This window comes from Geodermatophilus sp. Leaf369 (genome assembly GCF_001424455.1).
Taxonomy (GTDB): Bacteria; Actinomycetota; Actinomycetes; order Mycobacteriales; family Geodermatophilaceae; genus Klenkia.
On sequence record NZ_LMQA01000007.1, the window covers coordinates 36,198 to 63,136 of the forward strand.

25 protein-coding genes are annotated in these 26,939 nt (G+C 73.5%); 16 read left to right on the forward strand and 9 right to left on the reverse strand.

Going from position 1 to position 26,939, the window contains the following annotated elements; genetic code table 11:
- Positions 1-17 precede the first annotated feature (17 nt).
- Complete coding sequence (gene recA / locus ASG36_RS21150; RefSeq protein ID WP_055769238.1) at positions 18-1,052, forward strand: recombinase RecA; 1,035 nt, start codon at positions 18-20, stop codon at positions 1,050-1,052.
- 8 nt (positions 1,053-1,060) lie between these two features.
- The gene (locus ASG36_RS22825; protein ID WP_055769160.1) at positions 1,061-2,533 is read left to right on the forward strand and encodes a regulatory protein RecX; all 1,473 of its coding nucleotides are present in this window, start codon (positions 1,061-1,063) and stop codon (positions 2,531-2,533) included.
- 22 nt (positions 2,534-2,555) lie between these two features.
- Here the strand turns inward: ASG36_RS22825 and ASG36_RS21160 are convergent, their stop codons facing one another.
- The 5 genes from ASG36_RS21160 to ASG36_RS21180 form a co-directional block, all read right to left on the reverse strand.
- On the reverse strand, positions 2,556-2,933 hold the full coding sequence (locus ASG36_RS21160; protein WP_055769163.1) for a hypothetical protein: 378 nt from the start codon (positions 2,931-2,933) through the stop codon (positions 2,556-2,558).
- 56 nt (positions 2,934-2,989) lie between these two features.
- On the reverse strand, positions 2,990-3,883 hold the full coding sequence (locus ASG36_RS21165) for an amino acid ABC transporter permease (RefSeq protein ID WP_055769166.1): 894 nt from the start codon (positions 3,881-3,883) through the stop codon (positions 2,990-2,992).
- Entirely contained in the window at positions 3,880-4,527 is a 648-nt protein-coding gene (locus ASG36_RS21170) for an amino acid ABC transporter permease (protein ID WP_055769168.1), read from the reverse strand. Before ASG36_RS21170 ends, ASG36_RS21165 begins: the two co-directional genes overlap by 4 nt.
- A gap of 97 nt (positions 4,528-4,624) precedes the next feature.
- Positions 4,625-5,515, reverse strand: coding sequence for a glutamate ABC transporter substrate-binding protein (locus tag ASG36_RS21175; protein ID WP_055769170.1), 891 nt, complete (start codon positions 5,513-5,515; stop codon positions 4,625-4,627).
- A 29-nt stretch (positions 5,516-5,544) separates the two neighbouring features.
- Positions 5,545-6,300: an amino acid ABC transporter ATP-binding protein gene (locus ASG36_RS21180; RefSeq protein WP_200944621.1), complete on the reverse strand. Its 756-nt coding sequence runs from the start codon at positions 6,298-6,300 to the stop codon at positions 5,545-5,547.
- Positions 6,301-6,455: 155 nt separating this feature from the next.
- On the opposite strand from ASG36_RS21180, the gene miaB reads away from it, so the two are divergent.
- Positions 6,456-7,946 carry a tRNA (N6-isopentenyl adenosine(37)-C2)-methylthiotransferase MiaB gene (gene miaB, locus ASG36_RS21185; protein ID WP_055769174.1) on the forward strand — a complete coding sequence of 497 codons (1,491 nt, stop codon included), beginning with the start codon at positions 6,456-6,458 and terminating at the stop codon, positions 7,944-7,946.
- Between the two features lie 104 nt (positions 7,947-8,050).
- Complete coding sequence (locus ASG36_RS21190) at positions 8,051-9,220, forward strand: DUF4192 domain-containing protein (RefSeq protein ID WP_082523408.1); 1,170 nt, start codon at positions 8,051-8,053, stop codon at positions 9,218-9,220.
- A gap of 8 nt (positions 9,221-9,228) precedes the next feature.
- Here the strand turns inward: ASG36_RS21190 and ASG36_RS21195 are convergent, their stop codons facing one another.
- Entirely contained in the window at positions 9,229-11,055 is a 1,827-nt protein-coding gene (locus ASG36_RS21195; RefSeq protein WP_235495421.1) for a DUF349 domain-containing protein, read from the reverse strand.
- Positions 11,056-11,095: 40 nt separating this feature from the next.
- On the opposite strand from ASG36_RS21195, the gene ASG36_RS22460 reads away from it, so the two are divergent.
- The 3 genes from ASG36_RS22460 to dapF are packed head-to-tail and all read left to right on the forward strand — an operon-like array spanning position 11,096 to position 13,592.
- Positions 11,096-11,782, forward strand: a complete 687-nt coding sequence (locus ASG36_RS22460) for a hypothetical protein (RefSeq protein ID WP_200944622.1) — start codon at positions 11,096-11,098, stop codon at positions 11,780-11,782.
- Complete coding sequence (gene miaA, locus ASG36_RS21205; RefSeq protein WP_200944623.1) at positions 11,779-12,693, forward strand: tRNA (adenosine(37)-N6)-dimethylallyltransferase MiaA; 915 nt, start codon at positions 11,779-11,781, stop codon at positions 12,691-12,693. The genes ASG36_RS22460 and miaA overlap by 4 nt, the downstream gene beginning before the upstream one ends.
- On the forward strand, positions 12,690-13,592 hold the full coding sequence (gene dapF / locus ASG36_RS21210; protein WP_082523410.1) for a diaminopimelate epimerase: 903 nt from the start codon (positions 12,690-12,692) through the stop codon (positions 13,590-13,592). The genes miaA and dapF overlap by 4 nt, the downstream gene beginning before the upstream one ends.
- Here the strand turns inward: dapF and ASG36_RS21215 are convergent.
- Positions 13,570-14,850, reverse strand: coding sequence for an MFS transporter (locus ASG36_RS21215; RefSeq protein WP_157499045.1), 1,281 nt, complete (start codon positions 14,848-14,850; stop codon positions 13,570-13,572). The two genes, dapF and ASG36_RS21215, sit on opposite strands and share 23 nt — an antisense overlap.
- A gap of 69 nt (positions 14,851-14,919) precedes the next feature.
- Between ASG36_RS21215 and ASG36_RS21220 the strand changes: the two genes are divergently transcribed.
- The 4 genes from ASG36_RS21220 (at position 14,920) to ASG36_RS21235 (ending at position 18,903) form a co-directional block, all read left to right on the forward strand.
- A complete protein-coding gene (locus tag ASG36_RS21220; protein ID WP_055769183.1) occupies positions 14,920-15,435 on the forward strand; it encodes a transcriptional regulator in 516 nt (171 codons plus the stop codon).
- Positions 15,436-15,511: 76 nt separating this feature from the next.
- Positions 15,512-17,020 carry a GTPase HflX gene (gene hflX / locus ASG36_RS21225; RefSeq protein ID WP_055769192.1) on the forward strand — a complete coding sequence of 503 codons (1,509 nt, stop codon included), beginning with the start codon at positions 15,512-15,514 and terminating at the stop codon, positions 17,018-17,020.
- Positions 17,021-17,102: 82 nt separating this feature from the next.
- Positions 17,103-17,819, forward strand: coding sequence for a phosphatase PAP2 family protein (locus ASG36_RS21230; protein WP_055769195.1), 717 nt, complete (start codon positions 17,103-17,105; stop codon positions 17,817-17,819).
- A 28-nt stretch (positions 17,820-17,847) separates the two neighbouring features.
- On the forward strand, positions 17,848-18,903 hold the full coding sequence (locus ASG36_RS21235) for a hypothetical protein (RefSeq protein WP_235495423.1): 1,056 nt from the start codon (positions 17,848-17,850) through the stop codon (positions 18,901-18,903).
- 45 nt (positions 18,904-18,948) lie between these two features.
- On the opposite strand, the gene lexA is transcribed toward ASG36_RS21235, so the two are convergent.
- Complete coding sequence (gene lexA, locus ASG36_RS21240; RefSeq protein ID WP_055769256.1) at positions 18,949-19,650, reverse strand: transcriptional repressor LexA; 702 nt, start codon at positions 19,648-19,650, stop codon at positions 18,949-18,951.
- Between the two features lie 406 nt (positions 19,651-20,056).
- On the opposite strand from lexA, the gene ASG36_RS22465 reads away from it, so the two are divergent.
- From ASG36_RS22465 to ASG36_RS21265, 5 genes are all read left to right on the forward strand, one after another.
- On the forward strand, positions 20,057-20,593 hold the full coding sequence (locus tag ASG36_RS22465; RefSeq protein WP_082523413.1) for a LysM peptidoglycan-binding domain-containing protein: 537 nt from the start codon (positions 20,057-20,059) through the stop codon (positions 20,591-20,593).
- Between the two features lie 433 nt (positions 20,594-21,026).
- A complete protein-coding gene (gene nrdR / locus ASG36_RS21250; RefSeq protein ID WP_082523414.1) occupies positions 21,027-21,545 on the forward strand; it encodes a transcriptional regulator NrdR in 519 nt (172 codons plus the stop codon).
- Positions 21,546-21,644: 99 nt separating this feature from the next.
- Positions 21,645-24,512: a vitamin B12-dependent ribonucleotide reductase gene (locus tag ASG36_RS21255; RefSeq protein WP_055769199.1), complete on the forward strand. Its 2,868-nt coding sequence runs from the start codon at positions 21,645-21,647 to the stop codon at positions 24,510-24,512.
- 251 nt (positions 24,513-24,763) lie between these two features.
- Positions 24,764-25,354: a hypothetical protein gene (locus ASG36_RS21260; RefSeq protein WP_055769202.1), complete on the forward strand. Its 591-nt coding sequence runs from the start codon at positions 24,764-24,766 to the stop codon at positions 25,352-25,354.
- Between the two features lie 13 nt (positions 25,355-25,367).
- Positions 25,368-26,462 carry an acyl-CoA desaturase gene (locus ASG36_RS21265; RefSeq protein ID WP_055769206.1) on the forward strand — a complete coding sequence of 365 codons (1,095 nt, stop codon included), beginning with the start codon at positions 25,368-25,370 and terminating at the stop codon, positions 26,460-26,462.
- Between the two features lie 2 nt (positions 26,463-26,464).
- Here the strand turns inward: ASG36_RS21265 and arr are convergent, their stop codons facing one another.
- On the reverse strand, positions 26,465-26,920 hold the full coding sequence (arr, locus tag ASG36_RS21270; RefSeq protein ID WP_055769209.1) for an NAD(+)--rifampin ADP-ribosyltransferase: 456 nt from the start codon (positions 26,918-26,920) through the stop codon (positions 26,465-26,467).
- Positions 26,921-26,939: the final 19 nt, after the last annotated feature.

Sequence of the window (26,939 nt, forward strand, 5' to 3'; positions counted from 1 at the left end):
CCCCGAAGGTGGACCCGATGGCAACCCTGGACCGCGACAAGGCCCTCGACATGGCCCTCGCCCAGATCGACAAGCAGTTCGGCAAGGGCTCGGTCATGCGCCTGGGCGACTCGCCGGAGGTGGCCATGAAGGTCATCCCGACCGGCTCCATCGCCCTGGACATCGCCCTGGGCATCGGTGGCCTGCCCCGTGGCCGGGTGGTCGAGGTCTACGGCCCGGAGGCCTCGGGCAAGACGACGGTCGCCCTGCACGCGGTGGCCAACGCCCAGGCCCTCGGCGGCATCGTGGCCTTCATCGACGCCGAGCACGCGCTGGACCCCGACTACGCCCGCGCCATCGGCGTCGACACCGACGCCCTGCTGATCAGCCAGCCCGACACCGGTGAGCAGGCGCTGGAGATCGCGGACATGCTGATCCGCTCCGGTGCGCTGGACCTGATCGTCATCGACTCCGTGGCCGCCCTGGTGCCGCGCGCGGAGATCGAGGGCGAGATGGGTGACAGCCACGTCGGTCTGCAGGCCCGCCTGATGAGCCAGGCGCTGCGCAAGATCACCGGTGCGCTGAGCAACTCGGGCACCACCTGCATCTTCATCAACCAGCTCCGCGAGAAGGTCGGCGTGGTCTACGGCTCGCCGGAGGTCACCACCGGTGGTCGGGCGCTGAAGTTCTACTCCTCGGTCCGACTGGACGTCCGGCGCATCGAGACCCTGAAGACCGGCACCGACGCGGTCGGCAGCCGGGTCCGGGTCAAGGTCGTGAAGAACAAGGTCGCTGCCCCGTTCAAGCAGGCCGAGCTCGACCTCATCTGGGGCCAGGGCTTCAGCCGCGAGGGCGGGCTCATCGACGTGGGTGTCGAGCAGGGCATCGTGCGCAAGTCCGGTGCTTGGTACACCTACGAGGGCGACCAGTTGGGTCAGGGCAAGGAGAACGCCCGCAACTTCCTGCGGGACAACCCCGACCTGGCCGACGAGATCGAGAAGAAGGTCAAGGACAAGCTCGGCATCGGTGTCGCGGCCGACGCTCCGGTCGACGCCGCGCCCGCCGACTTCTGAGCCGGCCGGTGGACCCCGCCGACCGCGGGCTCGACAGCTGGGACCCCTGGGCCGAGGAGTCCCAGGACCCGACGCCGTTCGTCGACCGCAACGAGGACCAGAGCGCAGCCGAGCGTCCTCGTCGCGGTGCCTCCGACGGCGCACCGGTGTCCTCCGCCGGCGCGGGGACCGACGGTCCGCCGGCCCCGCGCGCGCCGCGGGCTCCCCGCAGGCCGCGTACGGCAGCAGCGACCCGCACCGCGGCGGCCCCCGACGCCACTGCCCCGGGGGCCGGCGAGGAGGAGAGCACGTCGGCCGCTCCGGCCCGCCGGGGCGCCAGCTCCTTCGGTCAGCGCAGTGGGAAGGGCACCTTCGGCAAGCGTCCTCCTACCGGCGGCGGGAACAGCTCCTTCGGCCGCAGGGGGGCACCGGTGCCCGACAGCGAGGGTGCGGACGAGCCCGTCTCTCTCGAGGGCACGTCCAGCGCCGCCCGCGCTGCCCGCAAGGCCGAGCGCGCCGCCGAGGCGGGCTCCTTCGGCAGGCGGAGTTCGACGGGGTCGTTCGGGAAGGGCGGGGGAGCCGGCTCGTTCGGTTCCCGGTCGGGCGGCTCCAGTTCCTTCGGTGACGGGTCGTCCGGCTTCGGCCGCCCCGGGGGCAAGAAGAAGTCCCGTCAGCGCACCTGGGGCGTCCAGCTGGACGCCGAGGTGGAGGAGCCCGTGCCGGCTCCCGCCGGCGACACCGCCCCCGAGACCGAGAGCCCACCCGCCCCGGCGCGGTCGGGCAACCGCGGTCGGGCGGGGTCCTTCGAGCGGCCCCGGCGGGCCGAGGGTGAGCCCGCGCCCGAGATGGAGGACCCGGAGCAGGTCGCCCGCCAGCTCTGCCTGGCCGCACTGACCGGCACGGCGAAGACCCGTCAGCAGCTGGCGGACATGCTGCACGAGCGTGAGGTGCCCGACGAGGCTGCCGAGGCCGTGCTCGAGCGGTTCACCGAGGTGGGCCTGATCGACGACGCGGCCTTCGCCGCCATGTGGATCGACTCCCGGCAGACCGGCCGTGGGCTGAGCAAGCGGGCCCTGGCCCACGAGCTCAAGGCCAAGGGCGTCGACCCCGAGGTCGCCGCCGTCGCGCTGGAGGCGGTCGACCCGCAGGCCGAGTGGGACACCGCCCGCGCCTTGGTCGCCAAGAAGGTGCCCTCGATGCGCCGGCTGGACACCGCCACCGCCACCCGCCGGATGGTCGGGATGCTCGCCCGCAAGGGCTACGGCGGGGGGCTGGCCGCGATCGTCGTCCGCGAGGCTCTCGAGGCCGATGGTGCCGTCGAGGACGCCGCCGCGGTGGCTGACGACGCTCCGCCGGAGCTGGGCGGGTCCAGCGAGGGCACCGGTCTCGGTGCGTGGTCCCGCCGGCCGGTCGACGAGACCGAGGTCGGGGAGGGGCTCACCCTCGACGGCGTCGCCCGGTCCCGGCCGATGCAGCGACGCTCCGGCGGCCGGACGAGCTGACGGGCAGGTCGTCCGGCTGAGGTCAGCGGGCCAGCCAGGCGCCCACGTCGACGGCGGTGCCGGCAGGGGAGTCCTCGTCGGGCACCAGCCAGGACGGGTCTTCGGGGCGGCCCTCGGTGAGCCAGCGCCGGATCTGCACGTCCAGGTCCGGGGACGTCGGGACCCCCGGGGACCGACCGGCGGGGCCGAGGAAGGTCACGTCGGACTCCGCGCCGTCCGCCCAGCGGAGCACCACCCGGCACCGGGAACGGCGGTGCCGCGCCGGCGGCACCGCCTCCCGGACCACCGCCGTCTGCGCGCCGGCCGCCGAGGCGAAGCCCCGAGCGGCCGACCGCAGCCGGCTGACGAACAGCTGCTCCGGGTCGGCGACGGGCAGCGGGGCGGCAGCGGGGGTGTCCATGACCGGACCAGTCTCACCCGTCGGGCACCGCGGCATCCGCAGCGGCACGCGTCCGGTCACAGTCCCGAGTTGTTGCCCGTCGTCACCGGTGCGTTGGGCAGGTCGATCGCACCCACGGCGGCGGTCTTCGAGTTCGACCGGGTGCGCTTCTCCACCAGCTTGGCGATCTGCGAGATCAGCACGTTGATGAGGATGTACATCAAGCCGGCGCCCACGTAGATCTGCAGCGTGTAGATGTTCCCGAAGTTGAAGTTCAGGAACTCCACGAGGCTGCGTGCCTGCCGGAGCAGTTCGAAGTACCCGATGATGAAGCCCAACGAGGTGTCCTTCAGCAGCACCACGATCTGGGCGATGAGCACCGGCAGCATCCGGCGGGTGGCCTGGGGGAGCAGCACCAGGGTCATCACCTGGGTCTTGCGCATCCCCAGGGCCAGCGCGGCCTCCCGCTGGCCCTTGTCCACCGACAGGATCCCGGCCCGGAAGATCTCGGCCAGCACCGCCATGTTGTAGAGGGTGAGCCCGACGGCCAGGGCGGCGAACGCGCTGAGCTCGATGCCGAACCGGGGGAGCACGAAGTACAGCGCGAAGATCACGACCAGCAGCGGGATCGAGCGGAAGAACTCAATGAGCGTGGTGACCGGGATGCGCACGAAGCGGTGCTCGGAGAGCCGGCCGACGGCCAGCAGCACACCCAGCGCGGTGGAGGCGACCATGGCGACCACCGCGACCTGCAGGGTGCGCACCAGGGCCTGTCCGAGCGCCTGGGGCACCCCCGAACCGGGGTCGAAGAGGATCGCCCAGCGCGCCGGGTCGAGCTGGCCGTTGCCGTTGAGGCCCAGCAGCACGATGCCGATCAGCCCGAGCGCGACGAGGACGCCGATGACCGTGCCGATCCGGATGCGGGCCTTCGCCTTGGGGCCGGGGACGTCGAACAGGACCGGTGCGCTCATCGCAGGATCGCCACCCGTCGCTCGAGCCGATTGACCGCGAAGGCCATCGGCAGCGTGATGATCATGTACCCGACGACGACGCCGAGGAGCACCAGGAGCAGGGCTCCGGCGTCGGCGTTGACCAGTCGGGGGAGGGTCGAGCTGAGCTCGGTGACCGAGAACCCGGCGGCGATCGAGGTGTTCTTCACCATCGCGATGAAGACGCTGCCCAGCGGCGGGACGACGGTGCGGAAGGCCTGGGGCAGCACGATCTCACGCAGCGACTGGCCGAACGTCAGGCCCAGGGCGCGGGAGGCCTCGGCCTGCCCGGCGCTGACGGAGTTGATGCCCGAGCGGATGGCCTCGGCGACGAAGGCCGCGGTGTAGGTGCCGACCGCGATGACCGCACCGGGGAAGAAGCCCACCACGGTGTCGATCTGGGGCAGCCCGAAGATGACGAAGAAGAAGACCACCGTCAGCGGGGTGTTGCGGAAGAGCTCCACGTAGAAGGTGGCCAGGCCGCGCAGCGGGGCGATCGGGCTCACCCGCATCGCGGCCAGCAGGGTGCCGAGCACCAGGGCCAGCACACCGGCCAGCAGGCTCATCGAGAGCGTGGTGAGGAAGGCCTTCAGGAGGACGTCGAAGTTGTCGGTGAAGAACTGCACAGCGCCTCCCTCCGGGAGTGTGGGGTGACAGCACCGGCCGGGGCGCGGGGCCCCGGCCGGTGCGTGTCAGTCGTCGTTCAGGTGGTGCAGCGGTGCGTCAGTAGCGGTCGACGGCCGGCGGCTCGGGGGCCTCGGTGCCGGTGATCTGGCCGGCGGTGGCGTCCCAGGCCGCGGCCCACGAGCCGTCCTCGAAGGAGGCCTCGAGGGTGTCGTTGATGAAGTCGCGGAACTCCGTGTCACCGAGCTCCAGGCCGATGCCGTAGGGCTCCTCGGTGAAGGGGTTGCCGACGAGCTCGAAGCCCTCGGGGTTGCCCGCCACCAGGCCGGTGAGGATGACGTTGTCGGTGGTGACCGCGTCGACCTGGCCGTTGGTGAGGGCGTCGGCGCACTTGGAGTAGACGTCGAAGAGCGTCAGCTGCGCCTCGGGGTAGTTCGTCCGGATGTTCTCCGCGGGGGTCGAGCCCTCCACCGAGCAGACGTTCAGGCCCGCGAGGTCGTCGGGGCCGGCGATGCCCTCGGGGTTGCCGGCGGCGACCATGATGTCCTGGCCGGCCTCGTAGTACGGCCCGGCGAAGTCGACGAGCTCCTTGCGGGTGTCGTTGATCGTGTAGGTCGCGATGACCAGGTCGACCTGCCCGTTCTGGATGAAGGACTCACGGTTGGCCGACACGGTCTCGACGAACTCGATGTCCTCGGGCGCGATGCCCAGCTGCGCGGCGATCAGCGTGCCGATCTGCACGTCGAAGCCCTCGGGGACGCCGCTGGGGTTCAGCAGACCGAAGCCGGGCTGGTCGTACTTGGTGCCGATGGTGATGGTGCCGGCGTCGGCGAGCTCGGCCATCGTGGTGCCGGCCTCGAAGTCGACGTCCTGCTCGACCTCGACGGTGGCGTCGGCGGCCTCCTCGGCCTGCTGGCCGGCCTCGCTGGAGCAGCCGGTCAGGACGACGCCGAAGGCGGCGGCCGCCGCGGCGTAGCGGGTGAGACGCATGGGTCCTCTTCTCGTGGGGGAGCGGGCGGTCAGTGGTTCAGGATCTTGGACAGGAAGTCCTTGGCCCGGTCGCTGCTCGGGGTGGTGAAGAAGGTCTCGGGGTCGCTGGACTCGACGATCCGGCCGCCGTCCATGAAGACCACCCGGTTGGCCGCCCGGCGGGCGAAGCCCATCTCGTGGGTGACGACGACCATGGTCATGCCGTCCGCGGCCAGCCCGACCATGACCTCGAGGACCTCGTTGATCATCTCGGGGTCCAGGGCGGAGGTGGGCTCGTCGAAGAGCATGACCTTGGGGTCCATGGCCAGGGCGCGGGCGATGGCCACGCGCTGCTGCTGGCCGCCGGAGAGCTGGGCGGGCACCTTGTCGGCCTGGTGGCCCACGCCGACCCGGTCCAGCAGCTCGCGGGCGCGCTTCTCGGCGTCGGCCTTGGACTGCTTGCGCACCTTGACCGGCCCGAGCATGACGTTCTCGAGGATCGTCTTGTGGGCGAACAGGTTGAAGCTCTGGAACACCATGCCGACGTCGCTGCGCAGCGCGGCCAGTTCCTTGCCCTCGGCCGGCAGCGGCGTGCCGTCGATGCTGATCTCGCCCTGCTCGATCGACTCGAGCCGGTTGATCGTCCGGCAGAGCGTGGACTTGCCCGACCCGGACGGGCCGATGACGACGACGACCTCGCCGCGGTCGATGGTCAGGTCGACGTCCTGCAGCACGTGCAGATCGCCGAACCACTTGTTGACACCGGAGAGACGGACGAGCGGTTCTCCGGTCCGGGCGCTGGTCACGGAGAAGGACACTAGGGCGGCCCCGGTGCCCGGCACGAAGCCCGGCCATCACGAACCTGTAACGAAGCTGGCAACGACATGGGAGTTCCCGGTGGACGGGAGGCGTCGGTCACGTGCCGGTCCGGACAGGATCGCGCCGTACCCTCGCTGTCGTCATGACGAGCACCCAGACCCCCGCCGCGCCGCGCACCTACCGGGTGCGCACCTACGGCTGCCAGATGAACGTGCACGACTCCGAGCGGCTCTCGGGCCTGCTCGAGGAGGCCGGGTACGCCGCGGCCGGGGAGGGCGACGAGCCCGACGTCGTCGTCCTGAACACCTGCGCGGTGCGGGAGAACGCCGACAACAAGCTGTACGGCAACCTCGGCCAACTGCGGCCGGTCAAGGCCGGTCACCCCGGCATGCAGATCGCCGTGGGCGGCTGTCTGGCGCAGAAGGACCGCGCCTCGATCGTCAGCCGGGCACCGTGGGTGGACGTCGTCTTCGGCACCCACAACGTCGGTTCGCTGCCGGCCCTGCTCGACCGGGCCCGGCACAACGAGGAGGCCCAGGTCGAGATCGTGGAGGCCCTCGAGGTCTTCCCGAGCTCCCTGCCCGCCAAGCGGGACAGTGCCTACTCCGGCTGGGTGTCCATCAGCGTGGGCTGCAACAACACCTGCACGTTCTGCATCGTCCCGGCCCTGCGCGGCACCGAGGTCGACCGGCGGCCCGGCGACGTGCTCGCCGAGGTGGAGGCCCTGGTCGCCCAGGGCGTGCTCGAGGTGACCCTCCTGGGCCAGAACGTGAACGCCTACGGCACCGGGATGGGCGAGCGCGGCGCGTTCGCCGACCTGCTGCGGGCCACGGGTGCCGTCGAGGGCCTGGAGCGGGTGCGGTTCACCAGCCCGCACCCCCGCGACTTCACCGACGACGTCATCGCCGCCATGGCCGAGACCCCGGCTGTCTGCCACCAGCTGCACATGCCCCTGCAGTCCGGTTCGGACGACGTGCTGCGCCGGATGCGCCGCTCCTACCGGCGAGACCGCTACCTCGGGATCATCGAGCGGGTCCGCGACGCGATGCCCGACGCGGCGATCACCACCGACGTCATCGTGGGCTTCCCGGGGGAGACCGAGCAGGACTTCCAGGACACCCTGGACGTGGTCGCGGCCGCGCGGTTCTCCTCCGCCTTCACCTTCCAGTACTCCAAGCGCCCCGGGACCCCGGCTGCCGAGATGGACGGCCAGCTGCCGAAGGAGGTCGTGCAGGAGCGCTACATGCGGCTCACCGGCCTGCAGGAGGAGATCAGCTGGGCCGGCAACCGAGCCCTGGTCGGACGCACCGTGGAGCTGCTGGTCGCCTCCGGCGAGGGCAGCAAGGACGCCGACCGCGGCCGGCTCTCCGGCCGGGCCCGGGACGGGCGGCTGGTGCACTTCGTGGCGCCGCCGGCCGGTGGCGTCCGTCCGGGGGACGTGGTCGAGACCGTCGTGACGGAGGGCAAGCCGCACTTCCTCATCGCCGACGGCCCGCTGCTCTCCCACCGGCGCACCCGCGCGGGGGACGCCGCCGAGTCCGGTGTCCGGCCGACCACCCCGGGGGTCAGCCTGGGGATGCCGGTCGTCGGTCGTCCCGCGCCGCTGCCGGCCGCGGCGGGCTGCGCCCTCTAGCAGGTCGGGCGCCCGCTCGGGCGTCGCCGTCCACACGCCCGGGCGCTGTCCACAGATCCGCCGGACGGCGCCCACGGGCACCCGGGGCCGCCCAGGCTGGCCCCATGTCGCGAACCCGACGCCCCCGCCACCAGCGCCGTCCCACCCCGGCCCGCACCAGGCCCCGACGTGAGCCGGAGACCGTCCTCCGGGGCGGCCCGCACGAGTTCGCCGCAGCGCTCCCGGAGATCCTGGGGTTCCCTCCCCGGGAGTCCCTGGTGCTGATCTGCCTGGGGGGCGCCGGTCGGCCACCTCGTCGGATGAGCCTGGACCTGCGGGTCGACCTGGCCGACCCCCGGCACGACCGGTTGCTCGCAGCAGAGGTGCTGTCCCCGGTGAGCCGGATGGCGCCCCTGCCCGCGGCCGCCCTGGTCTTCGTCGTCACCGAGGACCCCGACGACCGGGTCGCCTCGATCCGCCCCGATCCCTGGCGCACCCCGGTACCCGACCCGGACGCGGGTGGTCTGCCCGACCTGCCCCGGCGGGCGTTGGTGCACGCCTGCATCGAGGAGCTGTCCGCGCTGGGCATCGAGACCGTGGACGCCGTGTTGGTGCGGGCCGATCGGTGGTGGAGCTACCCGGACGTCGACCCGGTGACGGGGGCAGGGCCGGGAGAACCACTGGACCACGAGGGTTCCCGACTCACCGGGATGGCGGCCCTGCGGGGCACCGTGGTGGCGGCCGACCGTGCGGCGGTGGTCGGGCAGGCCTGGCCGCGGACGCCGGTCACCCGGCACATGGAGACCGCGTGCCTGTGGGCCGACAGCGAGGTGGGCGACCTGGTCGACGCCGGTGTGGCGGGCCCGGAGATCGTGGACCGGTGTTGGGCTGCGGTGCGGGACGCCCTGGCCGCCCACGCCCCGGGCACCCGGGCCGCCCTCACCGACGACGCGGCGGCCGCGGTGGGCATCGCCCTGCAGCTGGTCCCGGTCCGGGACCGGGCGCTGGCCCTCGTGGCCGCCGCCGAGGACGACGAGACGGCAGCGGCCCAGGCGCTGTGGACCGACCTCAACGCGCGGCTGCCCGCCGAGCTGGCCGGTGTGCCGGCGCTGCTGCTGGGCTGCACGGCCTGGCTGCAGGGGTCCGGCGTGCTGGCGGTGGCCGCCCTGGAGCGCTCGTGTGCCGTGGACCCCACGCCGATGGGGGAGATGCTGCTGCAGTTGCTCGCTGCCGGCACCCCACCCGACGTCCTCCGGGGGCTGATGTGCGACCCGGAGGACGCCGAGGTGGCGTGAGGGTCGGGTCAGCGGCGGCCGGAGCCGGCCTTCTCGGCTGCGGCCAGGAACTCCCGGCGGCTGGCCAGGTTGGCCTCGGCGTCGGCGATCCGCTTGGCGTCCCCGGCCGTCTGGGCCTTGGCCAGCTGCTGCTCGGCCTTCTCCGCAGCGGCCCGCAGGGACGTCAGCATCGGGTTCTCGGCCACCGTGCGGGGGCGACCGGCATCGGCGGCACCGCGGACCTTCTCCTCGACGTCCTGCATCCGGTCCTCCAGGGAGCGCATGACCTCGCGCGGGACGTGCCCGATCGCGTCGTAGCGCTCCTGGATCTTGCGCAGCGCGGCCTGGGCGCCCCGCGGGTCGCGGCTGGGGTCGATCTTCTCGGCCTCGGCGAGCAGGGCCTCCTTCTGCTCCTGGTTGGCCTTCTGCTCCCCGTTGCGCGCCTTGTCCGACTCGGTGCGGGCGGCGAAGAAGACGTCCTGGGCGGCCCGGAACTTCTTCCACAGGTCGTCGTCGGTGTCCCGACCGGTGCGCGGCACGGCCTTCCAGCGGTCCATCAGCGACCGCATCGCCGCGCTGGTCGGGCCCCACTCGGTCGAGGTCGACAGCTTCTCGGCCTCCGCGATGAGCTCGCTCTTGGCTGCGCGGGACTCGGTGCGCTGCACGTCCAGGGCGGCGAAGTGCGAACCACGCCGACGGCCGAAGGCGTCCCGGGCGGCCGCGAAGCGCGTCCACAGCGCCTCGTCGGTCTTCCGGTCGATGCCCTTGATCGTCTTCCACTCCTCGACGATGGCCTTCAGCCGGTCGCCGGCGGCCTTCCACTGGGAGGAGTCCGCGGCGATGGTCTCGGCCTCGGCGGCCAGGGCCTCCTTCTTCGCGATCTGGCCGGCGCGGGCCTGGGCCTTCTCCGCCTTGCTGACCGCGACGGCACCCTCGGCGGCGTCGATGATCGTGCCCAGCCGGGAGGCCAGGGCAGGCAGGTCGCCGACCACGTCGGCCGTGGGGACGGTCTCGGCGAGCGCCTGGGCCTTGGCCCGGATCTCGGTCGGGTTGCCCGTGTGCGCCCGCAGCCGGGCCTCGAGCAGGGAGACCTCGGTGGCCAGGTCGTCGTAGCGGCGGCCGTAGTGGGCCAGGCCCTCGGCCGGCTCGCCGGCCTGCCAGTTGCCGACCGCGCGCTCGCCGTCGCCGGTGCGCAGGTAGACGGTGCCCTCCTCGTCGACCCGGCCCCAGAGGCTGGGGTCCGAGGCGGGGGTGGCGACCGGCGGCGGGGTGGGCCGGGCCGGGCTCGCAGCGGGGGTGGCCACGTCGGCGGTCTCGCCGGTCACCTCCGTGGTCGGGGTCCCGGCGGCGGCCGGGTCGCCTGCGGCGCCGTCGGGAGCCGGGGAGGCGATCGCGTCGGAGGCCTCGGTGACGGCGGCGTCGGCGGGCACCTCGGTGGTCCCGCCGTCGGTGTCGCTCGCCCCGGTGGACCCGTCGCCGGCCACGGCGTCGGAGGTCTCCGGGGTCTCGGACACGTCGAGCAGGTCGCCCTCGGCGGGCACGTCGGCCGAGGCGATGACCTCGGCGGTGTCCGGCACCTCGACGGGTGCCTCCTCCACCGTGCTGGGCGCGGCGTCACCGGAGGGGGCGTCGGCGGTCGGGTCCGGGACGGCGGCGTCGGCGGGTTCGGCGGCGGCCGGGGTGCCGGCCTCGTCGGTCACCGCCTCCGAGGCGGCGGGAGCCGCGGGGGCCTCCTCGGGGGCCTCCTCGTGGGCTTCGGCCTGCGCCGGAGCGTCCGCGGTCGTCGCTGCGGCGACCGGCGTCTCCGACTCGGGGGACTGCTGGGTCACGTCTGCGGTGTTCTCCGTGCTCGACACGGCTCAGAGTCTCCCACGTGCGATCAGCGACACTCCCCCCGTGAGTCCCGGACCCGCGCCCTCCCCTCTGGTGGCGGTCGCGTTCTGCCCGCACCCGCCGTCGCTGTTGCCCACCTCCGGCGGCGCCCCGGCGCCCGGGACCGGCGCGCTCCGCTCGGCCTGCGAGGAGGCTCTGCACACCGTCCTCACCGCGGGACCGGACGTGGTGCTCGTGGTGGGGGACGGGCCGGCCGGGGTGCGGTACGGCGCCGGGGACTCCGCCGACCTGGCCCCGTGGGGCGGCGAGGGGCGGGTGGCCTTCGCGGGGAGGGTGCGCCCCGGTGGTCGGCCGCTGCCGCTGGGGCACGCCGTGGCCGCCGGCCTGCTGGACCGGGCCGGGCACGCCGGCACCCGGCTCGGAGTCGCCCCCGACGACCTGGCGACGGCGCTGTCGGACCTGCCGGGCCCGGTGGTCGTGCTGGCCATGGGCGACGGTTCGCCCGCCGCCGTGGCTCGCGCACTGGCGGCCGGCGACCCGGCGGCGCTGGCTGCCCCGGCTGCCCGCGAGGCGGGTCGGGGGCCGGCGACCGGCGCGGACACGTGGCAGGCGGTGGGCCGCGTCCTGACCGACCGCCCGGTCACGGCCCGGCTCCTGCACGGGTCGGCCGACGTCGAGGACGGGCACCTGGTCGCCGACTGGCTGGTCGCACCCGTGCCCGACCGGATCCCGGGCTGGGTGACGCGGTGAGCACCACCGACGGGCCGACGGTGATCGCCGTCGTCGGCCCGACCGCGACCGGCAAGACCGCCCTCGCGGTGGCCCTGGCGCACCGGCTGGGCGGGGAGGTGGTCAACGCCGACTCGATGCAGCTGTACCGCGGGATGGACGTCGGCACCGCCAAGCCCACCGCCGCCGAGCGGGAGGGGGTGCCGCACCACCTCATGGACCTCTGGCACGTCCGGGAGCCGGCCAGCGTCGCGGAGTACCGCACCCGGGCGCGCGCCGAGATCGACCGGCTGCGGTCTGCCGGGGTGGTCCCGCTGCTCGTCGGGGGTTCGGGGCTCTACGTCCGGGCCGTCCTCGACGAGCTGGAGTTCCCCGGCACCGACCCGGTCCTGCGCGCGCGCCTGGAGGCCGAGTTGTCCGCGGTGGGTCCGGCGGCCCTGCACGAGCGACTGGCGGCCACCGACCCGCAGGCGGCCGCGGCGATCCTGCCCGGCAACGGCCGCCGCATCGTCCGGGCGCTCGAGGTCGGTGAGCTCACCGGAGGCCCGTTCGCAGCCGCCATGCCGGAACCGCGACCGCACTACCCGGCGGTCACGATCGGCCTCGACCGCGAGCCGGCCCTCCTCGACGAGCGCGTCGAGCTGCGGGTGGCCCGGATGTGGGCGGCCGGGTTCGTCGCCGAGGTCACCGCCCTGGCCGCCGACGGCCTCCGGGAGGGCCCGACGGCGTCCCGCGCGCTGGGGTACGCGCAGGTGCTCCGGCAGCTCGACGGCGCCCTGACGCCCGACGCGGCCCGGGAGGAGACCGTCCGCACCACCCGCCGGTTCGTCCGCCGCCAGCGGTCCTGGTTCCGCCGCGACCCCGCCACCACCTGGCTCGACGCCGGCGACCCCGACCTGGAGGCGCACGCTCTCTCTACGATCGGCCCGTGAGCACCCCGACGACGGCACAGGGCCCGCGTGTCCTGAAGGGCCACGGCACCGAGAACGACTTCGTGGTCCTGCCCGACCCCGACGGTTCGGTCTGGCCCGAGGACCGGCTCGACGGTGCGCTCGTGCGGCGGCTCTGCGACCGGCAGGGCGGACTCGGTGCCGACGGCGTGCTCCGCGTCGTCCCCAGTGCCCTCGTGCCCGATGCCCCCGGCGTCCTCGGCGACGCCCTGGGGGACTGCACCTGGTTCATGGACCACCGCAACGCCGACGGCTCCTACGCCGAGATGTGCGGCAACGGCATCCGGCTCTACCTGCACGTGCTGCTGGCCGAGGGACTGCTGACCCGGGAGGAGGCGACCGCCGGGGTGCTCGTGGGCACCCGGGGCGGGCCGCGCCGGGTCGGGCTGGGGGAGACCGGCTACCGGGTGGACATGGGGCCGGCCCGCCCGACCGGCCGCAGCGAGGCCCACCTGGGCGGCGCGACGTTCCCCGGTCTGGGCGTCTCCATGGGCAACCCGCACCTGGCCTGCCTGACCGACGTGGCCGTGGACTCCCTGGACCTCACGGGCACCCCCCGGGTCGACCCGGCGCTGTTCCCCGAGGGCGTCAACGTCGAGTTCGTCAACGTGCTCGGCGCCGAGGAGGGCCCGGCCGGGACGACGGCCCACGTGCGGCTGCGGGTGGTCGAGCGCGGGGTGGGGGAGACCCGCTCCTGCGGCACCGGCGCCTGCGCCGCCGCCTGGGCGGCCCTGGAGGCCGGGGGGAGGAGCACCGGCACCGTCGTCGTCGACGTCCCCGGGGGACGCCTCACCGTCGAGGTCGACGAGCGCACGACCGTGCTGTCCGGCCCCGCCGTGGTGGTCAGCAGCGGAACGCTCAGCCCGGAGTGGCTGGGCTGACCGCCTCGTCCGACGTCGCGTCGAGGGCGTCGGGCAGGTCGCGCATCCCGAGCAGCGGGCTCAGCAGCACCGGCAGGGCGGCCAGGAGCTGGCCGGCCACCGCCACCCAGAGGGCCGGGACGACGCCGAGCGCCGTCCCCAGCACGCCGCCGAGCAGCCCGCCCACCGGCATCGTCCCGAACACGATGAACCGGACCGAGGCGTTCATCCGGCCCAGCAGCGCCGGCGGGCACAGCCGCTGCCGGAAGCTGACCTGCACCACGTTGTAGACCACGACGGCCCAGCTCACCCCGATGCTGCCGCCGACCAGCAGCACCACCCGGGCCGCACCCTCGACCGAGGCGGCGAGCGGGGTGAGAGCGGCGAAGAGCCCGAAGCCGACCGCAGACAGCGGGATGGTCCGGCCCTCCCCGACCACGCGGGCGAAGCGGGCGGCGGTGAAGGCGCCCAGCAGTCCACCGGCCGCCCCGGCCGAGAGCACCAGTCCCAGGGTCGACTCGGCCAGCCCCAGGGTGCGCAGGACGTAGATCGCCAGCAGCGTCCCGGTGATGGAGCCGAACAGGTTGCCGGTGCCGGTGCAGGCCACGATCCGGCGCAGCAGCGGGTGCCGGACGACGAAGGACAGCCCCTCGCCGATCTCGACCCGCAGCCGCCGGCGGGTGCTGCGGTCGGGGACCACGTCGACGTGCCGGATCCGGCCGACGAAGAAGGCCGACAGCAGGTAGCCCGCGGCGGTGACCACGATGAGCAGTGGCGCCGCCAGGACCCGCAGCAGCACGCCTGTCAGGCCGGGCCCGGCGACCTGGGCGACGGCGCGGCTGACCTCGAGCTTGCCGTTGCCGTCGGTGAGCTGGCTGCGGTCGACCAGCGAGGGCAGGTAGCTCTGGTAGGCCACGTCGAAGAAGACCGTCGCGGTGCCGACCACCGCCGCGACCAGGTACAGCTGGCCGAGGGTGAGGGCGTCGAGCAGGTAGGCCACCGGGATGGTCACCAGCGCCAGGGCGCGCACCACGTCGGCCCGCACCAGCACGCGCTGGCGACGCCACCGGTCCACCCAGGCGCCGGCCGGGAGGGCGATGAGCAGGAAGGCCGCCGTCTCCAGCGCGGTGAGGACGCCCATCTCCAGCGGGGTCGCGTCCAGCACCGCGACGGCGACGACGGGCAGCGCGACGCCGACGACCTGGGTGCCGACGTGGCTGGCCGTCTCGGCGATCCAGAGCTGCCGGAAGTCGCGGTGGTGCCAGAGGCTGCGGGTCACGGGCGGCAGCCTGCACCCAGTGATTGGGAAGAGTCAATCACTTTCCCGGCGCGTCGCTACGCTCCCCGCATGGAGTCCAGGGAGTGGGGCGAGCGTCGTCCGGCCACCGACGCCGAGGCCCGGGCGCTGGCCTCGGCGGTGCGGCTGCGGATCCTGCGGCTGTGCCTGGACCGGCCGCTGACCAACCGGGAGATCGCCGCCCGGCTCGACCGGAACCCCGCCTCGGTGCTGCACCACGTGCGCACCCTGGTCGACACCGGCTTCCTGGTCGCCGAGGAGCCCCGGCGCGGTGCCCGGGGCGCCCGCGAGGTGCCCTACCGGGCCACCGGGCGGTCCTGGCAGCTGGACTTCTCCGGGTCGCCGGTCGCCGACCAGGACCCGGTGCTCGGCGCGTTCCTGGGCGAGGTGGCGGCCGTGGGGGAGCGCGAGCTCCGCAGCACCCGGCTCGGTCTGCGGTTGACCCCCGAGCACCGGGAGGAGTTCTTCGACGAGCTGTACGGGCTGCTCGACCGGTGGGCCCGGCGGACCCCCGACGAGGACGGCGACCGGTGGTCGGTCTACCTCGGGGTGCACCCCGAGGGATGACTCCCGCCCGGCGCGGTGTTGTGCGCTGTGGAAGTCAGGTGCCTCGGACCGCCGAGGCATGACACGCTGGGAGACGATGACCACAGCACAGAACCGGGCCGTCCTCGAGGACGCCGTCGCACGCGCCGACAAGGCCGCCGTGACGCCGCTCCCGACCGAGACCGCGGGGGACAGCCGTCCGGCCCCGCGCGGGCAGTGGGACGAACCGGACGAGACCACCGGCTCCTACGTCAAGGAGGAGCGCGGGGCGCTCCGCCGCGTCGCGGGGCTGTCCACCGAGCTCACCGACGTCACCGAGGTCGAGTACCGCCAGCTGCGCCTGGAGCGCGTCGTCCTGGTGGGCGTCTGGACCGAGGGCACGGCGAAGGACGCCGACCGCTCCCTCGTCGAGTTGGCCGCGCTGGCCCAGACCGCCGGTTCCGAGGTGCTCGAGGCCGTCAGCCAGCGGCGGGACAAGCCCGACGCCGGCACGTACGTGGGGTCGGGCAAGGCCGCCGAGATCCGGGAGATCGTGGCGGCCACCGGCGCCGACACCGTCATCTGCGACGGCGAGCTCACCCCCGGCCAGCTCAACCAGCTGGAGAAGATCCTCAAGGTGAAGGTGGTCGACCGGACCGCGCTGATCCTGGACATCTTCGCCCAGCACGCCACCAGCCGGGAGGGCAAGGCCCAGGTCGAGCTCGCCCAGATGCAGTACATGCTGCCGCGACTGCGCGGCTGGGGTGAGTCGCTGTCCCGGCAGGCCGGTGGGCGGGTCGCCGGCGGTGGCGGCATCGGCACCCGTGGTCCGGGTGAGACCAAGATCGAGACCGACCGTCGCCGGATCCGGGCCAGGGTGAGCAAGCTGCGCAAGGAGATCGCCGGCATGGCGACCGCCCGCGCGACCCAGCGCTCGGGCCGGGACCGCAACCAGACCCCTTCGGTCGCGATCGCCGGGTACACCAACGCCGGCAAGTCCAGCCTGCTCAACCAGCTCACCGATGCCGGCGTCCTGGTCCAGGACGCGCTGTTCGCCACCCTGGACCCGACCGTGCGCCGGGCCGAGATGCCTGACGGCCGGGACTACACGCTCACCGACACCGTGGGTTTCGTCCGGCACCTGCCGCACCAGCTCATCGACGCCTTCCGCTCCACGCTGGAGGAGGTGGCCGCCGCCGACCTGCTGGTGCACGTCGTCGACGGCTCCGACCCCGACCCGCTGGGCCAGATCGACGCGGTGCACGTGGTGCTCGCCGAGATCGACGCGGCCTCGGTGCCGGAGCTCATCGTCGTCAACAAGATCGACGCGATGGACGACGAGGACGTGCTGGCCCTGCGCCAGGCGCTCCCCGGCGCCCAGTGGGTCTCCGCAGCGACCGGGGAGGGGATGGCCGAGCTCCGCGACGTCATCGCCGCCCGGCTGCCGCACCCCGACGTCGACGTCGACGTGCTGGTGCCCTTCGACCGGGGCGACCTGGTCTCCCGGGTGCACCAGGACGGGGAGGTCCTCAGCGAGGACTTCTCCGCCGACGGGACCCGGCTGCACGCCCGGGTCGACGGCGCGCTGGCCGCGGCGCTCGAGGAGTTCACCGCGCCGGTGGCGTGAGGGTGCACGGACCGGGCCCGGTGCCCGGTCCGTGCACCGCGCCGGTCACGGTCAGGTCACGACGCGGCGGTACGTTGACCCCGTGAGCCTCCCCAGCGTCGCGCCCCCGGCGGCTCGTCGCCCGGGGGTCATCGGGACCGGGCGCCCCGCCTGGTGGGCCGTCGTCGTCGCCGCGCTGGTGACCGCCGTGGTGACCGCGGACCTGCTGTCCCGCGGCGTGCTGGAGCGGATGGACCTCACGGTCTCCGAGGTCGTCAGCTCCTGGGACCTGCGGAACTCCGACGTGTACTGGGGTGTCTGGGTCTTCACCCAGGCCGGTGGGCGCTTCACCATCCTGGTGGTCCTGGTCGCGCTCGTCGGCTGGATCTCCTGGCGCCGGCGCACCGTCGTCCCGGTGCTGCGGGTGCTGGTCGCCCTGGCGCTGCTGACCGCGGTCGTCTACGCCTTCAAGTACGGCACCGGCCGGACGGCGCCGGCCTACCCGGGCTCGTTCTTCCACCGGGACGGCGCCTCCTACCCCTCCGGGCACGTCGCCAACGCCGTGCTGATGTGGGGCGTGGCGCGGTGGCAGGCCGTGGAGTTCGGGCTGCCGGCGCAGGTGCAGCGCGCCCTGTGGGTGCTCAGCGTGTTCGGCCCGCTCGTGACGGGAGTGGCCATGGTGGCCCTGGACTTCCACTGGGTCACCGACGCGGTCGTCGGCGCTGCTGTGGGACTCGTCCTGCTGGGCGTGGTGCACGCACTCGACGCAGTCGTGATGTCACGCTTCGTGCGTGCCAGAGCCGGTCGGTCGACTGCCTGAGCCCGCCGGGCGATGCCCGCGGGCCCTCGTGGCGACCGTCCTGGGGATCGGCGTCGTCGCCGGGCCGTTCCTGCCGGGCTCCTTCCTGTCCGCGGCCCAGACCGGGTCGGCCGCCGTCGTCACCGCCGCGGCCGAGGAGGTCCTCGCCCCCTTCGGCGAGCCCGCCACCCCCTGCTCGGTGACCGACGCCCGACTCCCGGAGATCTCCGGGATGGCGGTGTCCGGGGACACCACGCTGGTGATGAACGACGGCGGGGACGCCGTGACGGTCCACCTGCTGGACGCCTCCTGCGCCGTGGTCGGTGAGCGGACCGCCGCGGTGGACCCCTACGACCCCGAGGACATGGCGCTGGCGGCCGACGGCACCGTCTGGTTCGCCGACACCGGGGACAACCGGCTGTCCCGCGAGACCGTCGCGCTGATCGCGCTGCGCCCGGACGGCACCGCGCAGGTGCACCGACTGACCTACCCCGACGGTCCCCACGACGCCGAGGCCCTGCTGCTGGCCCCCGACGGCACGCCCTACCTGGTCACCAAGGAGGTGCTGGGGGTCAGCGGGGTCTACCGACCGACCGCCGCCCTCGACCCCGCCGCGACCGTGCCCATGGAGCGGGTCGCCGAGCTGGCGCTGTCCCTGACGGGCACCCCCGGTGGCCCGGTGGGCCGGGCCGGGCAGCTGCTGGTGACCGGCGGCGCGGTGAGCCAGGACGGCGCGCTCATCGCGCTGCGCACCTACACCGACGCCTACGTCTGGCCGCTCGTCGGCTCCGACGTCCCCGGCGCGCTGGCCGGTGCCCCGGCCCGGGTCGCCCTGCCCGAGTCGCCCCAGGGCGAGGCGGTCGCCTTCGCTGCCGATGCCCGCAGCCTGGTGGTCTCGGGCGAGGGTCTGCCCGCGGCCGTCACCGTGCTGCCCTCGACCGGTGCGCTGTCCCCGGCTGCGGCGGTCGGCCCGGCCGACGCCGCGACCGCTGTCGAGCCGGGCACCGCCTCCGGTGGTCTCTCGCCGTGGACGGCCGGGGTGATCGCCGCGCTGGCTGCCGGCGTGCTGGTCTGGGCGTCCGGCAAGCTCCGCCGCCGGCACTGACCTCCCCGGGGCCGGGTCCCGCCGCGGCGGGACCCGGCCGTCGACTCAGAGCCGGCGCAGGACCGTGACCACGCGGCCCAGCACGGTCGCGTCGTCACCCGGGATGGGCTCGAAGGCCGGGTTGTGCGGCAGCAGCCACACGTGCCCGTCGCGCCGCTTGTAGGTCTTCACGGTGGCCTCACCGTCGATCATCGCCGCGACGATCTCGCCGTTCTCCGCGCTCGCCTGCTGCCGGACGACGACCCAGTCGCCGTCGCAGATCGCCGCGTCGACCATCGACTCACCGGTCACCTTGAGCATGAACAGCGTGCCCTCGCCGACCAGCTCGCGGGGGAGCGGGAAGACGTCCTCGACGGCCTGCTCGGCGAGGACCGGTCCACCGGCGGCGATCCGACCGACGACGGGGACGTAGGTGGGGACCGGCGCCTGCGGGTCGTCGACGCCGCTGGCGGCACCGGACCCGGCCAGCGCCGAACCGCTCGCGTCGGCCATCGGGTGGTCGCCGGGCAGTCGGACGTCCAGGGCCCGGGGCCGGTTGGGGTCGCGGCGCAGCCACCCCTTCTTCTGCAGCACGGAGAGCTGGTGGGCGACCGAGGAGGCCGAGGACAGCCCGACGGCCTCGCCGATCTCCCGCACGCTCGGCGGGTAGCCGCGCCGGTCGATCGAGTCGCGGATGACCTCCAGGACCCGACGCTGGCGCTGGGTGAGACCGTCGCCGGCCTCGCCCCGCTCCGGGAACTCGCGCACGGTGGCGTCCCCGGGGGTGGCCTCGGCCCCCGCGGTCGCCGCGGCCCGTCGGGTGGACGTCTTCTTCCGCGCCGCGGGGGCCTTCACGGCGCCCGTGCCGTCCGGTGTGTCGCCCTCGACCGCCACGTGTCCTCCTCCGACTGCGTGCCCGCAGCTCGTCCGGTGCCGACGGTCGGACGCCCGCCGGACGGGCGTCCCCCGGGGGAGGGCGCGCAGCCGACGGTGACCGTCGTGATCAACACGGACGGTAACGCCTCGAACCGCTCCGTTCAAACAGGTGTTCGAACGACACGCCGTGTCGCCTCGATTTTGTCGGACCCCTCGGGTAGACATCCGCACAGACGTTCGATCGAACAACCGTTCGATCCCTTCCCGGGCGTCGGAGCGAGCGACAGGAGCGACCACGATGGCCACCACGGCGAACACCTCGAGCACCACCCCGACCGTCCGCGGCAACCACCCGGCCGGTCGCGCCCTGCAGGCCGGCGTCGCCGCGCGCCGCGTCGTCGAGCCCGTCGGGCCCGTGCTCCGCCTGGTCCAGGACCCGACCGTGACGGTGCGGGAGCCGGTGCCGGAGCAGTGGGCCGACGTGGTGCCGTTGCGTCGCCCCGCCGTCGCCGGTCGACCCCCGGTGGCTGATCGGCCGGCCCCGCTGCGGTTGACCCGGCGTGGTCGTCGGGCCGTGCTGGGGCTGGTCGTGGCCGGGGGGCTGGGCCTGGCGGCCCTCGCCGGCCCCGTGGTGTTCGGCGGGCAGCCCGCCGGTGGTGGGCTGGCCCTGGCGGGGGAGAGCAGTGTCGTGGTCGCCCCGGGCGACACCCTGTGGTCCATCGCCGGCACCATCGCCCCCGACGCCGACCCCCGTGGGGTCGTCGACGCACTGCGGTCGCTGAACGACCTGGACGGCGTGACCCTCGTGCCCGGCCAGGTGCTGCAGGTCCCCTGAGCCCTGACGCCACTCCGGGACCTCGCGCCTCCCGGGATCGAGCCGGCCCCCGGTGGACGACCGTCCCGGGTGGGCCGGCTCCGTCGCGTCCGGGTGCGGTACGCGGCAGCGGGCCTGCGTCGGTCGGTTGTGCCGACCGGGCGGCATCGGTGCTGGCAGGAGCTGTGCACGGGCTGGTGCGCGTGGGGCAGGACCGGCGTCCCGGGGTGCCACCGAAGGCGCGACGGAGTCGGGGAAGAGGACACGCCCGGGAGGGGTTGCGTATCTGTAGGGGTGCGGGGCTACTCTCACCACAACATCTAGTAGTTACACAGATGTTCTTCCATCCACAGGCCCGTCCACAGGTTCTCCCCCCGACATCCACCGGATGTCCCCGGGAGCGTGCACAGGGCGGCCGTCGTGGGAGTCCACGACACCCGAGAGGAGACCCCCGGTGCGCTGCCCGTTCTGCCACAGCCCCGACAGCCGGGTCGTCGACTCCCGGGAGGCCGACGAGGGCGCGACGACGCGCCGCCGTCGGTCCTGCCCGGTCTGCGGCCGGCGCTTCACGACCGTCGAGGAGCCGGTGCTCGCGGTCATCAAGCGCAGCGGGGTCAGCGAGCCCTTCGACCGCAGCAAGGTGATCGCCGGTGTCCGCCGGGCGTGCCAGGGGCGACCGGTCGACGAGGGGCAGCTCGCGGTCCTCGCCGCGAAGGTGGAGGACGCCGTGCGCGCCACCGGGTCGGCCGAGGTGCCCAGCAACGAGGTGGGGCTGGCCATCCTGGCCCCGCTCCGCTACCTCGACGAGGTCGCCTACCTCCGGTTCGCCAGCGTCTACCGCTCCTTCACGTCGGTCGCCGACTTCGAGAAGGAGATCAGCGAGTTGAAGCGGATCGGACTCGGCTCCGGTCCCGCTGCCGACGACGACCCCGCCCCGGGCGACACCGCCCGGACTGTCGGACCCCCCGGCTAGAACGGGACCGACGCACCACCGCACTAGAGCGCCACCAGAGCCACGACCACCGCCTCACCACCGCCTCACCACAGCCACGCCACGCCAGGGGAGCACGTCTTGACCGAGACCACCGACCGCATCTCGTCCGGCCGCAAGAGGACCGCGAAGTCCACCGACCGCAAGGGCCTCAAGGTCGCCCGCGTGTTCACCACCGCCGGGGTGCACCCCTACGACGAGGTGACCTGGGAGCGCCGCGACGTCGTGATGACCAACTGGCGCGACGGCTCGATCAACTTCGAGCAGCGCGGGGTCGAGTTCCCCTCCGACTGGTCGATCAACGCCACGAACATCGTCACCACGAAGTACTTCCGCGGCGCCGTGGGCACCCCGGTGCGCGAGACCAGTCTGCGTCAGCTCATCGACCGCGTCGTCCTCACCTACACCGAGGCCGGCCGCGAGCACGGCTACTTCTCCTCCGAGACCGACGTCGAGCTGTTCGAGCACGAGCTCACCTGGATGCTGCTGCACCAGGTCTTCAGCTTCAACTCACCCGTCTGGTTCAACGTCGGCACCTCGAGCCCGCAGCAGGTCAGTGCCTGCTTCATCCTCGCCGTCGACGACACGATGGACTCGATCCTCAACTGGTACCGCGAGGAGGGCCTGATCTTCAAGGGCGGCTCCGGTGCCGGGCTGAACCTCTCCCGCATCCGCTCCTCCAAGGAGCTGCTGTCCTCCGGTGGCACCGCCTCCGGGCCGGTCTCCTTCATGCGCGGGGCCGACGCCTCGGCCGGCACCATCAAGAGCGGTGGCGCCACCCGTCGCGCCGCGAAGATGGTCGTGCTGGACATCGACCACCCCGACATCGAGGAGTTCGTCGAGACCAAGGCGCGCGAGGAGGACAAGATCCGCGCGCTGCGGGACGCCGGCTACGACATGGACCTGGGCGGCCGGGACATCACCAGCGTCCAGTACCAGAACGCCAACAACTCGGTCCGGGTGAACGAGGAGTTCATGCGGGCCGTCGAGGACGGCACGCCCTTCGGACTGCGCTCGCGCACCGACGGCTCGGTCATCGAGACCGTGGACGCCAAGGAGCTCTTCCGCAAGGTCACCACCGCCGCGTGGGAGTGCGCCGACCCGGGCATCCAGTACGACGACACGATCAACGACTGGCACACCAACCCCGAGACCGGGCGGATCAACGCGTCCAACCCGTGCTCGGAGTACATGAGCCTGGACAACAGCTCGTGCAACCTGGCGTCGCTGAACCTCATGAAGTTCCTGCGCCCCGACGGCACGTTCGACTCCGAGCGGTTCACCCGCTCGGTCGAGCTGATCATCACCGCGATGGACATCTCGATCTGCTTCGCCGACTTCCCGACGGCGCCCATCGGTGACACCACCCGGGCCTACCGCCAGCTGGGCATCGGCTACGCCAACCTCGGCGCGCTGCTCATGGCCACCGGGCACGCCTACGACTCCCGCGGTGGCCAGAGCCTGGCCGCGGCGATCACCTCGCTGATGACCGGTGCGGCCTACCGCCGCTCGGCCGAGCTGGCCGGTGTCGTCGGTGCCTACGACGGCTACGCCCGCAACGCCTCGGCGCACGCCCGGGTCATGCGCAAGCACGCCGCCGCCAACGACGCGATCCGCCCCGTGGGTGCCGACGACGCCGACGTGCTCAAGGCCGCCACCGCGCAGTGGCAGGAGGGCCTGGCCATCGGCGCCGAGAACGGCTGGCGCAACGCCCAGGCCTCCGTGCTGGCCCCCACCGGCACGATCGGCTTCATGATGGACTGCGACACGACCGGCATCGAGCCGGACTTCGCGCTGGTCAAGTTCAAGAAGCTGGTCGGCGGCGGGTCCATGCAGATCGTCAACCAGACGGTGCCGCGGGCGCTGAAGAGCCTGGGCTACCAGGACGAGCAGGTCGAGGCGATCGTCGAGTACATCGCCGAGCACGGCCACGTCGTCGACGCCCCCACCCTGCGTCCCGAGCACTACGAGGTCTTCGACTGCGCGATGGGCGAGCGGTCCATCTCCCCGATGGGCCACGTCCGGATGATGGCCGCGGTCCAGCCGTTCATCTCCGGTGCCATCTCCAAGACGGTCAACATGCCCGAGACGGCGACCATCGAGGACGTCGAGAACATCTACTTCCAGGGCTGGAAGCTCGGCATCAAGGCGCTGGCGATCTACCGGGACAACTGCAAGGTCGGCCAGCCGCTGTCCGGTGGCAAGGGCAAGAACGACGGCGCCAAGGCCGAGGTCACCGAGACCGCCGCCCCGGTCGCCGGCACCATGGCCCACCCGGTGCGCAAGCGCCTGCCCAAGAAGCGGACCAGCGTCACCACGTCCTTCTCCGTCGCCGGGGCCGAGGGCTACATGACCGCCGGCATGTACGAGGACGGCAGCCTGGGCGAGGTCTTCCTCAAGCTCGGCAAGCAGGGCTCGACCCTGGCCGGTGTCATGGACGCCTTCTCGATCGGCATCTCGCTGGCGCTGCAGCACGGTGTGCCGCTGGAGACCTACATCTCCAAGTTCACCAACATGCGCTTCGAGCCCGCCGGCATGACCGACGACCCGGACATCCGCATCGCCCAGTCGGTGATGGACTACATCTTCCGTCGGCTGGCCCTGGACCACCTGTCGGTGGAGAAGCGCGCCAACCTGGGCATCTTCACCGCCGAGGAGCGCGCCGCGCAGGTGTCGGGCTACGGCTCGGCGTCCACCGACACCGTGGACGACGAGGTCGACCTGGAGGCGCTGCGCGGCTCCGCCCCGACCGAGGTCAAGCAGGTCGAGAAGGTGACCCCGGCCGGCCCGACCTCGATCAAGGAGGCCCACTCCTCGGCCGAGCTGCTCGAGCTGGTCACCGGGACCGCCACCGACGCGCCGCTGTGCATGACCTGCGGCACGAAGATGCGCCCGGCCGGCAGCTGCTACGTCTGCGAGGGCTGCGGCTCCACCAGCGGCTGCAGCTGACCTGACCGCGGCCCGACGAGGGCCGGGACAGTGACGAGGGGGCGGGGTCCACACGGACCCCGCCCCCTCCGTCGTCCCGGCACGCGGTACCGGGTGGTTCAGCTCGGGGACGGCGGGTAGGTCGAGGGCGCACGTACGCACCACCCCGTCCAGGACCCGGCGGACTCTCTGCCCGTGGTCTGCGGTCGTGTGCGCACACCCTCCACGGGCTCCCTCCCGGCACGTCGCCGGAACCCAGCCTTGGAGCCACCATGTCCGCAGACCGGCACACCGTCCTCCGTTCCATGCACGACATCGGCCTCGCCGCCTGGTTCGGCGGCAGCCTCATGGGCGCCGTCGGCGTCAACGGCGCCGCGGCGGCCGCGAAGGACCCGACCGAGCGCACCCGACTCAGCTCGATCGGCTGGGCGGCGTGGGCACCGGTTCAGGCCGTGGCCATCGGGGCCCACCTCGTCGGCTCGATCGGGATGGCCCGCGCCGACCGCGGCCGGGTCTCGGCCCAGGACGGCGCCGGGGCGAACACCCTGGTCAAGACGGTGCTGACCGCTGCCGCCATGGGCACCACGCTGGCCAGCGGGCTCGCCGGCGCGAAGACGGCGAAGGGCTCCCCGGCCCCGGCCGCCGGCGCCACCGAGCCCGGCGCGGACACCCCGGCCGACGTCGCCGAGGGTCAGGCCGCCCTGAAGCCCCTGCAGTGGGTCAACCCCGCCCTGACCAGCGTGCTCATCGTGCTGGCCGCCCAGCAGGGCGAGCAGCAGCGCACCGCGCCCGCCCTGTTCTCCGGGCTTCTCGGGCAGGGCGTCACCAGCGCCCGGTCCGCCGTCCGTCGCGTCGCGAGCTGAGCGCCCGGCTCCCGTGACGGCCCTCGAGAACGCCGCGCCCGCCCCTGCCCCCACCCGGGCGGGGGCGGGCGCCCGGCCGCCGACCCTCTACGCCCAGCTCGCCGAGGAGGTGCAGGCCGCCGGGCTGATGCGCCGCCGGGTCGGCTGGTACGTCACGACGACCGCCGTCGTCCTCGCCGTGACCGTCGGTGCCTGGGTGGCCTTCGTCGTGCTCGGGGACTCCTGGTGGACCCTCGCCGTCGCCGCGGTGCTGGCCGTGACCAGCGCCCAGTTCGGGTTCCTGGGCCACGACGCGGCACACCGCCAGGTCTTCGCGTCCGGGACGGCCAACGCCTGGGCGGCACGGGTCGTGGCCGGGGCCTGCGCCGGGTTGTCGATGGGGTGGTGGACCAGCAAGCACAACCGGCACCACAGCGGGCCCAACCAGGTCGACCGGGACCCCGACATCGCCACCGGCGTCCTGGTCTTCGACCCCGCCGATGCCCCGAACCGCACGCACCCGGCCGCCCGCTGGTTCCTCGACCGGCAGGGCTGGGCGTTCTTCCCGCTCCTGCTGCTCGAGGGCGTCCAGCTGCACGTCGCCGGGGTGCGCGACCTGCTCACCCGGCGGGACGTGCCGCACCGCCGGCTCAAGCTCGGGATCATCGTCGCCCGGCTGGTGGGCTTCCTGGTCGCCGTCGCCGTCGTGCTCCCGCCCGGCAAGGCGGCCGCGTTCGTCGCCGTCCAGCTGGGGCTGTTCGGGCTGCTCATGGGCGGGGCGTTCGCGCCCAACCACAAGGGCATGCCGATCGTGCCGGCCGGGACCCGGATCGACTTCCTGTCCCGTCAGGTGCTGATGAGCCGCAACATCGACGGCGGCCGGGTCACCGACGTCGCGATGGGCGGGCTGAACTACCAGATCGAGCACCACCTCTTCCCGAGCATGCCGCGGCCTGCGCTCCGGCAGGCCCAGCCGATCGTGCGGCGCTTCTGCGACGAGCACGGCGTCCGCTACACGCAGACCAGCCTGGTCGGCTCCTACGGCATCGTCGTCCGGTACCTGAACCGGGTCGGGCTGGGGGAGCGGGACCCGTTCACCTGCCCGCTGGTGCAGCAGCGCCGGGCGTGAGCTCAGTCCTCGATGACGTCGAGGCCCTGCTCGCGCAGCCGGGCCAGGGAGGCGAGCATGCCGGCGAGCACCTCGGGTGGGTGGGGCGTCCAGTCCTCGAGCTCCCCGACGACGCGCAACGGGTGACGGGTCCGGTAGGACAGCGTGGGGTTGCCGGGGAACCGCTTGTCGGTGACGTTCGGGTCGTCCTCGAACGGGCCGGTCGGCTCGACCTCGTAGACCCGGCCGTGTCCCGGGGTCCCGGTCAGCGCCGTGGCCAGTTCCGCGCCCCACACGGCCGTCTCCACCGCGGCGGTGAAGTAGACGTGCCGCATCACCCGGTCAGTCTGGAAGTTCGACGTCCGGCCGGCCACCAGCTCCTCGCCGGGGCCGACCACGGCAGCCGTGCCGTGGAAGAACGGGCCGCGGACGTGGTCGTGGTGGTCGAGGGTCACCGGGACGCGGATCGGGTCGGTCATGGCGGTTCCTCCCGAGGTG

Bases quoted from the DNA above. Each gene is read 5' to 3' on its own strand.
- recA (WP_055769238.1), top strand. From the start codon at position 18: ATGGCAACCCTGGACCGCGACAAGGCCCTCGACATGGCCCTCGCCCAG.
- ASG36_RS21160 (WP_055769163.1), bottom strand. From the start codon at position 2,933: ATGGACACCCCCGCTGCCGCCCCGCTGCCCGTCGCCGACCCGGAGCAG.
- ASG36_RS21165 (WP_055769166.1), bottom strand. From the start codon at position 3,883: ATGAGCGCACCGGTCCTGTTCGACGTCCCCGGCCCCAAGGCGAAGGCC.
- ASG36_RS21175 (WP_055769170.1), bottom strand. From the start codon at position 5,515: ATGCGTCTCACCCGCTACGCCGCGGCGGCCGCCGCCTTCGGCGTCGTC.
- miaB (WP_055769174.1), top strand. From the start codon at position 6,456: ATGACGAGCACCCAGACCCCCGCCGCGCCGCGCACCTACCGGGTGCGC.
- ASG36_RS21190 (WP_082523408.1), top strand. From the start codon at position 8,051: ATGTCGCGAACCCGACGCCCCCGCCACCAGCGCCGTCCCACCCCGGCC.
- ASG36_RS21220 (WP_055769183.1), top strand. From the start codon at position 14,920: ATGGAGTCCAGGGAGTGGGGCGAGCGTCGTCCGGCCACCGACGCCGAG.
- hflX (WP_055769192.1), top strand. From the start codon at position 15,512: ATGACCACAGCACAGAACCGGGCCGTCCTCGAGGACGCCGTCGCACGC.
- ASG36_RS22465 (WP_082523413.1), top strand. From the start codon at position 20,057: ATGGCCACCACGGCGAACACCTCGAGCACCACCCCGACCGTCCGCGGC.
- ASG36_RS21260 (WP_055769202.1), top strand. From the start codon at position 24,764: ATGTCCGCAGACCGGCACACCGTCCTCCGTTCCATGCACGACATCGGC.
- arr (WP_055769209.1), bottom strand. From the start codon at position 26,920: ATGACCGACCCGATCCGCGTCCCGGTGACCCTCGACCACCACGACCAC.